Here is a 13,013-nt window from a genome sequence, read left to right on the forward strand (position 1 = left end):
GAAGTTGTCCGTTACTGGTGGCTGGTCTTCCGGCCAAGCAGGTTGTTGACGAAATCAGGCAGGCCGCGGGCGTGGCCGGTATCGACATCGACGACCGTGCTCATGCCGACGCGAAGCGGCGGCTTGCCCTGCTGATCCTCGATGCTGACGCGCATCGGAATGCGCTGGACGACCTTCACCCAGTTGCCCGTGGTGTTCTGCGCCGGCAGCAGCGAGAAGCTGGAACCCGAAGCCGGGCTGATGCTCTCGACCTTGCCCTTCCAGGCAACGCCCGGATAGGTGTCGACATAGACGGTGGCTTCCTGGCCGGGCTTCACATAGGTCAGCTCGGTTTCCTTCGGGCTCGCGGCAATCCAGAGATTGTTGGTCGAAACCAGCGAGAAGGCCTGCTGCGAAGCCTGCAGGTAGGAGCCGACCTGCAGTGCGTTGACATTGGTGACGACGCCGTCGAACGGCGCCTTGACGACGCTGTGGTCAAGCTCGCGCTGGGCGTTGTCGACATTCGACTTGGCCTGCAGGTAGAGCGGGTTTTCCTCGACCGGCTGGTCGGCATTGCCGCCGAGCTGGGCGAGCGTCGTGGCCGCTTCGGCCTTCGCCACCGAAACCTTCTGCTGCGCGACCTCGAGATTGTGCTTGGCTTCGTCATAGGCCGACTGCGTGGCGCTGCCGTTGTTGACGAGGTTCTGCTGGCGGTCGAACTGGTCCTGGTAATAGGGCAGATCGGCCTCGGCCTGGGTGATCTCGGCCAGCGACTGCTGGTAGCTCGCCTTCAGATTGGCGATCTGGTTGCGCTGCACGCCGAGCTGCGCCTTGGCGCCGTCGAGAGCGATCCTGAAGGTATCGGACTGCAGGTTGAACAGAACCTGCCCGGCCTTCACCGTCTCGTTCTCATGAACATTGATCTTGTCGACGATACCCGAGACGTCGGTGGTGATGCCCACCATGTCGGCCTGGATATAGGCGTTGTCGGTCGACATGACCTGGCCACCGTTCACGTAGTAATAGCCGCCGACAACGAGGGCGAGCGGCAGCAGTGCGAACAGAACGGGGCGCGTGAGGCTGCGCCGGCGGCGGACCGTGGTGCCGCCAGGCGCAGCGACAGCGGTAGCGGGCGCTGAATTGGATGAAGGCGCTTCTGCTACCGTTTCTTGCGTCTTTGCAGTTTCGATATCTTCGGCAGGCTTTGCGTTGGCATCAGCGACAACGCGGAGGGAGGATTTATCAGCCATGGCTTTGCTCTTTATCGGCGACCGGTGTCCGGCACGCCTGTACTAGGTTCGTCTTCATTTCGGACAGGATGTTGAAAAGGGCTTCGCGCTGTTCCGGCGTCACGCCTTGCAGTGCCTCGGCCCGGGTCAGATCGCCCAGCTCGCGCATTTCGGCGAGGATGGGATGGGCAGCTTCACGCATGTAAAGAAGCCAGATGCGCCGGTCCGTCGGATGTTGACGGCGCTCGATAAGGCCGCGGTCTGCGAGCTTGTCGAGAATGCGCACCAGCGTGATGGGCTCGATTTCGAGAATCTCGGCGAGTCCACCCTGATGAATGCCCTCGTTATTCGACAGATAGGCCAGCGTTTGCCACTGCGAGCGCGTCAGGCCAAGGCATTTCGCCCGCTGCTCGAACCGCTTGCGCAGCAGCCGGGCAACGTCGTGAAGAAGGAAGCCGAGGGTCGGGTTGGAGTTCATAAACTGTGCCAGCTATTAATAAGTGTGCTTATAATGTCTGTAGATATATTGAGCATGTGCAGCGCACAAGATCAGCCGGCTCAGATTCTGCAGGTGCGGCTAAAATGCCGCAGCGGAGCGTTAAGCGAAGATTGATTTTCGTGCCGCATCCGCCCCCGCTGAGAGCTCTGCAACCGGGCACGAAAGAACGGTCGAGATGCAACCCATTGTCGTTTGCAATTTCCGGCAAGTGCCGCTTATAGTGCCGTTTCAGATGGTTAGCCCGGGACGAACCGGGCGGCTCGATTATTGGCCTGGCGCACTTGGCGCATTGAATGGAAGTGCAGACGCGCCCGCCGCGTTTGAAGCAGTGGATATGAGACGCATCATTTCAGCATGAGATTGGCGGCATAACGGCCGCCCATACGGGGGATCGCTATGCCTTACTCTCTTCGTGCCGCCATTGCATTCGGCTTCGTCACGGCGCTCTTGCCGCTGACCGCTGGGGCCCAGGAAGCCGCAGCCCCGCCTCCCCCACCAGTCACGGTCGCCAAGCCCGTTGTGCGCGACGTCGTCGACAATGACGAGTTCATCGGCCGTTTCGAGGCCGTGGATGAGGTTGCGATCCGCTCGCGCGTCGGCGGCTATCTGCAGGAAGTGCATTTCAGCGACGGCGCGATCGTCAAGCAGGGCGACCTGCTCTTCGTCATCGATCAACGCCCGTTCCTGACCGCCGTCAACGAAGCGAATGCCGCTCTCGAAGTGGCGAAATCGACGCTTTCCTATGCCGAAACGCAGTTCAAGCGCGCGGAATCCCTCGCCAATAGCGGCAGCCAGTCGGTCTCGACACTTGATGACCGCCGCCGCGACTGGGTTTCCGCCCAGGCAAACGTCCGCGGCGCCCAGGCGACTGCCGACCGCGCCGCACTCGACCTCGAATATACCAAGATCACCGCGCCGATCGGCGGCCGTATCGACCGCCGCCTGATCTCGGCCGGCAACCTCGTGCAGGCCGACCAGTCGATACTGACGACCATCGTCTCGCTCGATCCGATCGATTTCTATTTCGACGTCGACGAACGGCGCCTGCTGAACTTCGCAGAGACCGCCCGCTCCCGCGGCAGCGACCTGCAGGAAGGCGGTGGCGGTGTTCCGGTTCAGGTCCGCATCAGCGATTCCAGCCAGAAGCCTTTCGCCGGCAAGCTGAACTTCGCCGAAAACCGCGTCGACAACGCTTCCGGCACCATGCGCATCCGCGCCCGCTTCGAAAATCCGAACCTGATCCTGCAGCCGGGCCTGTTCGGCCGCGTGCAGATCGAGGCCTCCAATACCTATAAAGCGATCCTCGTTCCCGACGAGGCGATCGGCTCCGACCAGAACCAGCGCGTCGTCTATGTTGTTGGCGCCGATGGCACCGTTTCGACCAAGCCGGTGAGACCCGGGCCGCGGCTCTATGGCTATCGAGCGATCCGCGAGGGCATGGACGGCACCGAGACGATCGTCGTCAACGGCCTGATGCGCGCCCGCCCCGGCTCGAAGATCACGCCGCAGATGACCGAGCTGCCGCAGAGCCGCGACGACATCCCGCCGGAAGCAGCAGGCATGGAGATGGCGCAATGAGGTTCGCCCATTTCTTCGTCGACCGGCCGATCTTCGCGTCGGTGCTCTCCATTGTGCTGCTGATCGTCGGGGGGCTCGCCTATTTCCAGCTCCCCGTCGCGCAATATCCCGAAATCGCCCCGCCGACGATCGTCGTGCGCACCGCCTATCCGGGCGCCGATTCCGAGACCATCGCCAATACCGTGGCGACGCCGATCGAGCAAGAAATCAACGGCGTCGAGGACATGCTATACATGTCTTCCTATTCGACGGCCGACGGCTCGATGGCGCTGACCATCACCTTCAAGCTTGGCACCGATCTCGACAAGGCGCAGGTCCTCGTCCAGAACCGCGTGGCGATCGCCGAACCGCGCCTTCCCGAGGAAGTCCGCCGCATCGGCATCACCACGGCGAAGAGCTCACCCGACCTGATGATGGTCGTGCATCTCCTGTCGCCGAACTCGCGCTACGATCAGCTCTACGTCTCCAACTACGCCCGCAGCCGCATCCGCGACACGCTGGTGCGCCTCGATGGCGTCGGCGACGTCATCATCTTCGGCGAACGCGAGTATTCGCTGCGCATCTGGCTGGATCCGGAAAAGCTCTCGGCCTACGGCATGACCTCGAGTGACGTCGTCCAGGCGCTGCGCGATCAGAACGTCCAGGTCTCCGGCGGCTCGATCGGCGGGCCGCCGACCTCGGGCACCAATGCCTTCCAATATACAGTCACGACCGAGGGGCGTTTCTCCGATGCCCGCCAGTTCCGCTACGTCATCGTCAAGGCGACGGAAAGCGGCCGCCTCGTGCAGCTGCAGGACATCGCCCGCATCGAGCTCGGCGCCAAGGACTATGTCACCAACAGCTACCTGAACGGCAAGCCGGCCGTCGCGCTCGGCATCTTCTCCCGCCCCGGCACCAATGCGCTGGCGGCGGCAGCCTCGATCAAGCAGGCAATGCAGACCGCCGAGCAGGACTTCCCGGACGGCCTCTCCTACGACATCGTCTACAATCCGACCGAGTTCATCTCGGAATCGATCAACGAGGTCTATAAGACGATTGCCGAAGCGGCGATCCTCGTCGCCCTCGTCGTGCTGGTCTTCCTGCAGTCCTGGCGAACCGCGATCATCCCGATCGTCGCCATTCCGGTCTCGCTGATCGGCACCTTCGCCTTCCTACTTGCTTTCGGCTTCTCGCTCAACATGCTGACGCTGTTCGGCCTGGTGCTGGCGATCGGCATCGTCGTCGACGACGCGATCGTCGTCGTCGAGAATGTCGAGCGAAACCTCGCGAAAGGCATGAGCCCGCGCGAGGCGGCGCATGTGACGATGGACGAGGTCGGCACCGCCGTTCTCGCCATCTCGCTGGTGCTGATCGCCGTCTTCGTGCCGACGGCATTCATTCCCGGCATTTCAGGCCAGTTCTACCGGCAGTTTGCCGTCACCATCTCGGTGGCAACGGCGATCTCCGCCCTGAACTCGCTGACCCTGTCGCCGGCGCTTGCGGCCATCGTGCTGAAGCCGCACGACGCCCATCACAAGCCGAGGAACCCGATCTCGCGCGCCGGCAATGCGCTCGCCAACGGCTTCAACCGCGGCTTCGACAAGATGAGCGCCGGCTATTCCTGGGTGGTCAGCCATCTGGTGCGCACCTGGGCGGCGATCGGCGTCGCCCTCCTCGTCTTCGCCGGATTGCTCGGCCTCACTTATTATATGGGCAACATCGTGCCGCGCGGCTTCGTGCCGGTCATGGACCAGGGCTATGCGATCGTCGTCGTGCAGCTCCCTGACGGCGCCTCGCTGGCCCGTACCGATGCGGTCGTGCAGCGGGCCTCCGAGATCATCCGCAACACGCCTGGTGTCAAGAATGCCGTCGCCTTCTCCGGGTTCAGCGGCGCCACCTTCACCAATGCCTCGAATGCCGGCGTCGTCTTCGCCGCCTTCGATACGTTCGAAAACCGCCTGGAGCACCACCAGAATGCCGGCCAGATCATCGGCCAGCTCTATGGCAGCCTGCAGAGCATCCAGGAGGCCTTCATCATCGCCATACCGCCGCCGCCGATTTCAGGCATCGGCAATGCCGGCGGCTTCAAGATGCAGCTGGTGGACCGCGAGGGCTCGGACATGCGCCGGGTTCTCGGTGCGGCCTACCAGATCATGGGCAAGGCCAACCAGACGCCGGGGCTCGCGGGCGTCTTCACCACCTTCTCGGCCTCCAGTCCGCAATATTTCCTGGAGATCGACCGCGACAAGGCGCGCGCCTTGAACGTACCGATCCCCAATATCTTCGATACGCTGTCGATCAATCTCGGCACGTCCTACGTCAACGACTTCAACGCCTTCGGCCGCGTCTATCAGGTCCGCGCCCAGGCCGACCAGCAATACCGCGTCGAGCGTGACAATATTCTGGCGCTGAAGGTTCGCTCGGCGACCGGGGCTCTCGTGCCGCTCGGCACGCTGGTCGAGATCAAGGACACATCCGGTCCCTCGCTCGTCCAGCATTATAATATGTATGTCTCCGTGCCGCTTCAGGGCAACGCCGCCCCCGGCGTCTCCACCGGCAGCGCGCTCAACACCATGGAGGGTGTGGCAAAGAGCATCCTGCCGGCCGGTACCACCTTCGAATGGACCGAGCTCGCCTACCAGGAAAGGAACACCGGCAACACGGCGATCTATATCTTCGCGCTCTCGGTGATCTTCGTCTTCCTGGCGCTTTCGGCGCAATATGAAAGCTGGGTCCTGCCGCTGGCGATCATCCTGATCGTCCCGCTCGCCATCCTCGCCGCGCTGACGGGCGTGCATCTGCGCGGGATGGACAACAACATCCTGACGCAGATCGGCCTGATCGTGCTGATCGGCCTGGCGGCCAAGAACGCCATCCTGATCGTCGAATTCGCCAGACAGGCGGAAGAGGAAGGCAAGACGGCGATCGAAGCGGCGATCGAGGCCAGCCATCTGCGCCTGCGGCCGATCCTGATGACCGCCTTCGCCTTCATCTTCGGCGTCGTGCCGCTGATGATCGCGACCGGCCCCGGCGCCGAAATGCGCCAGTCGCTCGGCACGGCCGTCTTCTCGGGCATGCTGGGTGTTACGATCTTCGGCCTGTTCCTGACGCCGGTCTTCTACGTGCTGCTGCGCGCCCGCTACCGCAACAAGGCGGCGGCGCGCGCAACGCCGCCGCAGCAAGCCGAGGAGGCTGCCCAGTAAGTCAGAGGATCAGGAGGGGCGCCGCTGCAGATCGCGGCGCTTCAGGCCTTCGCCCGAAAAGATCTTCCGCAGTGGCTTTTCGATCAGCTCGTAAGCCGCAACCCCGGTGACCGTGCCGCCGACGATGGCGCCGAGCAGCGTCAGTCCACCGTCAAGGCCGAGGATTTCCGCCGCCTTGACGGCAACCGAGATCGTCAGCGTGTGCCAGAGATAGATCGAGTAGGAGGCATCGCCGAGATAGGTGAGAACCGGCACCCGGCCGATGCTGCCGCCGGTTTCCAGCGACACCATGCCGAAGACCAGCGCCATGGCGAGCGGCCCGCAGATGAACTCGTCGAACTCCGCGCCCATCAGGTAGATCGCCGCAAAGCCGCAAAGAGCGGCGCCGACGCAGGCAAGACCGAGGCTCGTCCCCGCCACCTTGCGCCGCAGCCAGAGCTCGGCGATGAAGACGCCACCGAGGAATTCGAGGATGATCGGCCGCGTATAGGTGGCGAGTGCCGCCGACTGCGGATCCCAGATGAGACCGGCGGCGAAGAACAGCCCGAACACCACCGTCAGGAACAGCAGGCGCCAGGCGCGCGGCAGGAACAGCGCGCCGGCAAAGAGCACATAGAAGAACATCTCGAAATTCAGCGTCCAGCCCTGCACCAGCACCGGCCAGATTTCGCCGGTGCTCGGTGAACGCACGGGAATGAAGAACAGCGAGCCGAGCAGATGGCCGGCGCTGAGCTGCAGGTTCGGGAAGAGCCCGGCGATCGCGCCCGCGACCATGATCCCCGTCACCAGCCAGTAGGACGGCGCAATGCGCTTCAGGCGGTCGAGCAGGAAGCGCTGCGGCGTTACCGGGCGCCGGTCGCTGATCACCCACATGATGAAACCCGAAATGACGAAGAACACGTCGACGCCTGCCGCGCCGATGGCGAAATGGCCACCGGTGCGCTCGGCCGCGTGGAACACCACGACCGCAAGCGCCGCAAAGGCACGCAAATACTGGATCCCGTAGAGGGTCTTCATGCAGTTTCCTCATGATGCCGCGAGACTGCGGCGGGGCAATGAAATGATCAGGAATGTGCAGCAGGTATGGATTCGTAGCGCCGCAGCTCGGCCATCGCCGAGCGCTTCCGCGCCCCGGCGAGCTTGCCCGCCGTGTAGTAAAGCAGGAAGGTACCGACATTATATGGCGTCAGCACGTCGATCTCGACGAAGGAGCGGATCGTCAGCAGCACGGCAATGCCGAGCAGCAAATAGGACTCGTCGTTGCGCACGTCCTCGATGACGCGGCGCAGATGGCCCCAGATCATCGCCAGGATCGTGCCGGCGAGGATGAGGACACCTGTTAGCCCGAGCTCCACGGCCGTTTCGATATAGGTATTGTGGAAGTGGAAGCCGCTGCGCGAGCCGATGAAGAACTCTTCCCAAAGACGCTCCGGCTCCGAGAAGCCCTGCACCCAGTAGGCCTGATAGCCGATGCCGACGGCCGGGTTCTGTTTCCAGGCCTCGATGCCCTGCTGCCAGAGATAGGTGCGGCCCGTCAGCGTCGAATCCTTGCCGAACAGCCCCAGCACCAGATCGACGACGCCGAGATAGACGCTCGCCACGATCAGGATGATCGCCGCGACACCGCCGCCGATGACGAGCAGTTTGCGCTGGTTTGGAGACAGGAACAGCACGCCGCGCAATCCGATCAGCAGCGCCACGATCACGGCCGTCGTCAGCACCGATGTTGCCGATTGCGAGGCGAGAAGGCAGTAGGCGGCCATCAGCCCGACAGCGCCCGACACCATCATCCAGAGCCGCCGCTCGCCATAGATGAAGACGGCGGCGAAGGCGAAGATGATGCCGATCGAGGCATAGAAGCCGAGCTGGTTCTTCGAGGCAAAGGCCCCGACGAAACTGTAAGTCCCGTCGAGCGGATCATATTCGTAATAGCCGAACAGGATCGAATAGAGCAGCACGACGGCCGCACCCGCCACCGCGCCGAGCGTCAGCGTGCGGACATCGACGGTGCGCACCGCGATCAGCGCGCAGAGCACCTGCGTAAAATACTGGATGCTGGCGCGCATCGAAACGCTGGGCACCTGCGACCAGAACACGGAGAGAAAGGCGAAGGCGGCGAAGGCATAGAGCCAGACGAACTTGCTGTGACTGCCGAGCACCTTCTTGTAGTCGACGGCGATCAGCGGCAGCCAGAGTGCATAGTACAGCAGGATCGCCGCCTGCCCGAAACGGATCGAATAGGCAAAGCAGAACATCGAGAGCGCGACCGCCGGAATGGCATAGGCCGCGTTCACGCCTGGAGTAATAATTGCCGATTTGGCGATCCGCATGCGGTCTCCGCTTCTATCGCATCGCGACCCCGGCCGTGACCTTGATCAGGTCGCCCGGCTCGAGGGCCATGTTCTCCTGCACCGGAATTTCCTTCGACTGCCCGTCGACTTCGCGGACGATCGAATAGTTGATATTCGCGGCATTCTCGGGGTCGAAGCGCGCTGCATCGCTCGATTGCGCCAGCGCTTCCGACATCAGCGCATCGCTGGTCGAGAGTTTCAGGTTGAGCGTGTCGAGATCGGATTCGGTGTCCTGCAACTCCTGGGCAAGCTTGGCGTCCCAGTCGTTGCGCAGGGTGATCTCGTCCTGGTTGGCCTTGCTGATATCCTGCTTGGCCTTCAGTGAATTGGTATCGATATCGAGAAGCGTTGCCTCGATATCGGCAGCGCGTTGTTCCGCCGTCAGTTTGCGGGCGCTGAGCGCCAGACCCTTTTCGGCAAGATTCTCGATCTTGTCGCGGTCTTCCTTGGCGAGTTCGAGCTGACGCGTCTGCGTTTCGGTCTTCTTCGCCAGAGATTCGATTTCGGCCTGCAGCAGCGATTTCAGGTCGTCGAGCGCCTGAAGCTGCAGCGTCAGCCGCTTCTTGCGCGTATCCTTCAACGCCGCTTCGCTGGCCATCAAGGCTTTGCCATCCGGCAGATCCTTGAGTTCCGCCGGCATGTCGATGGCATCGCTGTTTTGCGTTTCGGCCTGCAGACGGGCGCGGCGCGCAATCAGCCGGTTCTTCTCCGAGGTGTAGACGACAGCGTCACCCTTGGCATTGATGAAGTCGCGCGCAAAGCGCTGGCCGGCGTCGGCGCGGCGAAGTCCGCCCGCAAGGCTCACGGCTTTGACCACCGTGAGATTGGGCGCGAACGGATATTCGCCGGGCTTTTCGACATCGCCTGTCAAAAACACGGGACGGAACTCGGCAAGTTCAACAGATGCCGAGGGCCGGTCCTTGAGACCGAACTGCTTTTGCAGCGCGGTACCGATTTCCTGCGCGATCGCGTCCGTCGTCTTTCCAGAGGCTGGGAGGTCGCCAATGAACGGCAGCGAGAGGCTGCCCGACGGGCCGATCGAGTAATCGCCGCTGACCACGGACCAGTCGCGGATCGCGCCCTCCGCCGTCTGCCATTCGGCAACGCGGATGCGCAGCTTGTCCATCGTGCCGAGCTGATAGTCGGCAGCGCCGGCAAGTCCGGCTGAGCCGATCAGAACACCAAAGCCCGCCACGATGGCGAGACTGGAGGTAATGGACCGGCGTGCCGTGAAGCGGCGAAAAAGGAAATCTTTCATTCAGTCTTCCTCGTGAATTTGCACGGCAAGCCAATCGGCGGCACCGTGCGAACGTATCGAGCTGTGGAAGCGGCGTTAGTAGCTACCGCGCTGCATGCAGACGGCAGGGATCGTCCGGGCGATGATCATGACGTCACGCGTCAGAGACCAGTTTTCGACATAGTGGGTGTCGAAGGCGACACGCGTGGCATAGGAGACGTCGTTGCGTCCGCTGATCTGCCACAGGCCGGTGAGGCCGGGACGTGCCTGAAGATAGAAGACGGCCGAAGACTCATAGAGCTCCAGTTCGTCACGTACGACGGGACGCGGCCCGACGACGCTCATTTCGCCACGAATGATATTGATGAGCTGCGGAAGCTCATCAAGGCTGAGCTTGCGAAGCACGCTGCCGATCACGGTCACCCGCGGATCGTCCTGCAGCTTGCGGGTCGCACGCCACTCGTCCATTGCCTTCGGATTGTTACGCAGGTGCTCCTGCAGCACCCTGTCACCGTCGGTGACCATGGTGCGGAACTTCAGGCAACGGAATTCCTGTCCGTTATGTCCGATACGGCGATGACCATAGAAGGCCGGCCCCTTATCGGAGAGTTTGACGAGCAGCATCACCATCAGGAAAATCGGGCTCAGGAAAACGAGGCCGAGTGATGCAGCAGCAATATCGAATGCGCGCTTCATGATCCCGCCTGTCGGCGGAAACACGTTTGCATGAACCACGCCAAAGAATGGCGTACTGTCCGATCTCGTCGCAGACTTCATAGAGTTAACTCCACTTATGTTTGCCGTTTGGTCGGTATGCCCAGGTCGCTGAGGTAGCGCTGACAGGTTCGGAGTGTATGGGCGGATTTTGTTTTTTTAAGCCACAATTTGAAGACGGGTGTGTAACAGGGGGCTTTTGGAAACCGTGTTCACCTTTTTCTTTCTTTAGGATTAGCTCAAATTAATATGCAAAGCATGCAATGTTTCCGTCTAAGTCGGCTGCACTGCACTAATGCCGTCGGAGTTTGCTTTGCGCTGCAAAAAGACTGAAGAACAAATCCTTTCGGGAAATTCGAAAAGCATTTGCAAAAAGCCCGCGGCCACTATCGCGAGTACCGAAATGTTATTTGCGCGTAGCCGCATATATTGCGTCGCACCATCCATTTTGCACTGCACACTCAAATCGTTTTAGATGAAATCTTTGTAATAAAAGTTGAACGCATAGAGCTCTCAGGCGTTGTCCTGACAATGCAAATGTGGCGCGAGCCGAGGCGTGCAATGCCCCATTGCAGACAACCTTGGGTAAGGTTTTGCCCTTTTCTGACGTACGGCCGCAAATCGCATGGTTACCGGCCGTTCGGCGATTTTAGGCAAAGCTGGGAGGAAATCTTAAGCGGAGCACTGTAGAAAACCTGCAACGGCCTACGAAAGATTGAAGGTACTAATGCTTTCGTTCTGTTGAAACTCAGGGCCTGCTAAAATATATCGAGTAAAGGGTCCTTAGGAGGAAGCCCGAGTTCAGTGACTGTTCATTGAACCAACCTCCTAAAGGGAGGCAAACGTCATGTATGCACCTCGCGTTTTCGTTAGCATGATCGGCGCGCTCGCCGTTTTTGCCGTGGCAACCTATGTGTTGAACGGTTCCCTGACGACGACTCTCATACAAACGGCGATCTGCGCGGTTCTCCTGCAGATAGGCTACTTCGGTGGCGTACTTTTCCTCGTGTGGAAGGAAGCGCGTGCGCGCAATGCCGCGAAGGGCATGTCATCCGCCCTGGCGCCGGCGCGTGACGACAAGGACAAGATCCCGGTCAGCCCCTTCAACAATTCCGAGCCGTTCAATCAGTAAGCGGCCCTCGCCCGAGCCTTCCCGGGCGGCGTAACATCTTTTGAAGACCTCTCGCATTGCCCCCGCGGCGCTGGCGTCCTAACTGTTGCGGCAACAACGGAGGGCACGACGTGGTTGCAAGCGTATGCGTGATCATCGCCGCCAAGAACGCGGCTGATACGATCGGACTGGCCGTCAATTCGGCTTTGCGCGAGAAGGAAGTGGCCGAAGTCGTCGTCATCGACGACGGCTCCAGCGACGGCACGGCCGATGCGGCGCGCGCCGCGGATGATGCGAGCGGACGGCTGAACGTCGTCTCCTTCGAGAAGAACCGCGGCCCATCGGCAGCCCGCAATCACGCGATCGAGATCTCCACAGCGCCGCTGATCGCCATCCTCGATGCGGACGATTTCTTCTTCGCCGGCCGCTTCGGGCGCATGCTGGCCGAAGACGACTGGGATTTCGTCGCCGACAACATCGCCTTCGTCGATTCGGAAACGGTGATGCGCGCGCCGGAGCAGCTCGATCGTTTTCCCGACCGTCCCCTCTTCCTCGATCTCGTCGCCTTCGTCGACGGCAACATCTCCAAGCGCGGCGTGCGCCGCGGCGAGATCGGCTTCCTGAAGCCGGTCATGCGCCGCAGCTTCCTCGATGCGCACAAGCTGCGCTACCGCGAGGAGATGCGTCTCGGCGAGGATTACGAGCTCTATGTCCGCGCGCTCGCAAACGGCGCCCGCTACAAGGTGATCCATTCCTGCGGCTATGGCGCGGTCGTGCGCGGCAACTCGCTGAGCGGCAGCCACCGCACCGACGACATCCGCAAGCTCTATGAGGCCGATCGCGCGATCCTCGCCTCCTGCGAGCTGACGGCGGAAGATGCGGCGGCCGTGCGCCGCCACGAAAGCCATGTGCGCGGCAAATACGAGCTGCGCCATTTCCTCGACGTGAAGAAGCAGTCCGGCCCGGCAGCGGCGCTAAGCTATGCACTCGCCAATCCGGGTGCCGTCCCGGCGATCGCCGGCGGCATCTTCATGGACAAGACCGAGCGCTTCCGCAGTCCCGGCGGCGTCGAAATCGCGACGCGGGGTGCCGGCGGCTTGCGCTACCTGCTCCCCTCGCCGGCCGACTGACGG

At 61.9% G+C, this 13,013-nt stretch carries 10 protein-coding genes; 4 read left to right on the forward strand and 6 right to left on the reverse strand.

Annotated elements, in window-relative coordinates:
• Positions 1-11: 11 nt before the first annotated feature.
• A complete protein-coding gene (locus ABIE40_RS14920; RefSeq protein ID WP_130284034.1) occupies positions 12-1,229 on the reverse strand; it encodes an HlyD family secretion protein in 1,218 nt (405 codons plus the stop codon).
• Positions 1,222-1,686, reverse strand: a complete 465-nt coding sequence (locus ABIE40_RS14925) for a MarR family winged helix-turn-helix transcriptional regulator (RefSeq protein WP_112720030.1) — start codon at positions 1,684-1,686, stop codon at positions 1,222-1,224. Before ABIE40_RS14925 ends, ABIE40_RS14920 begins: the two co-directional genes overlap by 8 nt.
• 417 nt (positions 1,687-2,103) lie before the next feature.
• Between ABIE40_RS14925 and ABIE40_RS14930 the strand changes: the two genes are divergently transcribed.
• The gene (locus ABIE40_RS14930) at positions 2,104-3,285 is read left to right on the forward strand and encodes an efflux RND transporter periplasmic adaptor subunit (RefSeq protein WP_112720029.1); all 1,182 of its coding nucleotides are present in this window, start codon (positions 2,104-2,106) and stop codon (positions 3,283-3,285) included.
• Positions 3,282-6,467 carry an efflux RND transporter permease subunit gene (locus ABIE40_RS14935; protein WP_199627712.1) on the forward strand — a complete coding sequence of 1,062 codons (3,186 nt, stop codon included), beginning with the start codon at positions 3,282-3,284 and terminating at the stop codon, positions 6,465-6,467. The genes ABIE40_RS14930 and ABIE40_RS14935 overlap by 4 nt, the downstream gene beginning before the upstream one ends.
• Before the next feature lie 9 nt (positions 6,468-6,476).
• Here ABIE40_RS14935 and ABIE40_RS14940 read toward each other — a convergent pair whose 3' ends face one another.
• From ABIE40_RS14940 to ABIE40_RS14955, 4 genes are all read right to left on the reverse strand, one after another.
• Entirely contained in the window at positions 6,477-7,484 is a 1,008-nt protein-coding gene (locus ABIE40_RS14940) for an acyltransferase family protein (protein ID WP_199627713.1), read from the reverse strand.
• Positions 7,485-7,531: 47 nt separating this feature from the next.
• Positions 7,532-8,797 carry an O-antigen ligase family protein gene (locus ABIE40_RS14945; protein WP_199627714.1) on the reverse strand — a complete coding sequence of 422 codons (1,266 nt, stop codon included), beginning with the start codon at positions 8,795-8,797 and terminating at the stop codon, positions 7,532-7,534.
• 13 nt (positions 8,798-8,810) lie between these two features.
• Entirely contained in the window at positions 8,811-10,076 is a 1,266-nt protein-coding gene (locus ABIE40_RS14950; protein WP_199627715.1) for a polysaccharide biosynthesis/export family protein, read from the reverse strand.
• A gap of 75 nt (positions 10,077-10,151) precedes the next feature.
• Entirely contained in the window at positions 10,152-10,832 is a 681-nt protein-coding gene (locus ABIE40_RS14955) for a sugar transferase (RefSeq protein WP_199627716.1), read from the reverse strand.
• A 784-nt stretch (positions 10,833-11,616) separates the two neighbouring features.
• Here ABIE40_RS14955 and ABIE40_RS14960 point away from each other — a divergent pair.
• Both ABIE40_RS14960 and ABIE40_RS14965 read left to right on the forward strand, forming a co-directional pair.
• Entirely contained in the window at positions 11,617-11,901 is a 285-nt protein-coding gene (locus ABIE40_RS14960; RefSeq protein ID WP_112720024.1) for an exopolysaccharide production repressor protein, read from the forward strand.
• 110 nt (positions 11,902-12,011) lie between these two features.
• Complete coding sequence (locus tag ABIE40_RS14965; RefSeq protein WP_199627717.1) at positions 12,012-13,010, forward strand: glycosyltransferase family 2 protein; 999 nt, start codon at positions 12,012-12,014, stop codon at positions 13,008-13,010.
• Positions 13,011-13,013: the final 3 nt, after the last annotated feature.

The organism is Rhizobium sp. OAE497 (genome assembly GCF_040546565.1).
Lineage (GTDB): Bacteria > Pseudomonadota > Alphaproteobacteria > Rhizobiales > Rhizobiaceae > Rhizobium.

Coding starts and splice junctions, on each gene's coding strand:
- ABIE40_RS14920 (WP_130284034.1), bottom strand. CDS start 1,229: ATGGCTGATAAATCCTCCCTCCGCGTTGTCGCTGATGCCAACGCAAAG.
- ABIE40_RS14925 (WP_112720030.1), bottom strand. CDS start 1,686: ATGAACTCCAACCCGACCCTCGGCTTCCTTCTTCACGACGTTGCCCGG.
- ABIE40_RS14930 (WP_112720029.1), top strand. CDS start 2,104: ATGCCTTACTCTCTTCGTGCCGCCATTGCATTCGGCTTCGTCACGGCG.
- ABIE40_RS14935 (WP_199627712.1), top strand. CDS start 3,282: ATGAGGTTCGCCCATTTCTTCGTCGACCGGCCGATCTTCGCGTCGGTG.
- ABIE40_RS14940 (WP_199627713.1), bottom strand. CDS start 7,484: ATGAAGACCCTCTACGGGATCCAGTATTTGCGTGCCTTTGCGGCGCTT.
- ABIE40_RS14945 (WP_199627714.1), bottom strand. CDS start 8,797: ATGCGGATCGCCAAATCGGCAATTATTACTCCAGGCGTGAACGCGGCC.
- ABIE40_RS14950 (WP_199627715.1), bottom strand. CDS start 10,076: ATGAAAGATTTCCTTTTTCGCCGCTTCACGGCACGCCGGTCCATTACC.
- ABIE40_RS14955 (WP_199627716.1), bottom strand. CDS start 10,832: ATGAAGTCTGCGACGAGATCGGACAGTACGCCATTCTTTGGCGTGGTT.
- ABIE40_RS14960 (WP_112720024.1), top strand. CDS start 11,617: ATGTATGCACCTCGCGTTTTCGTTAGCATGATCGGCGCGCTCGCCGTT.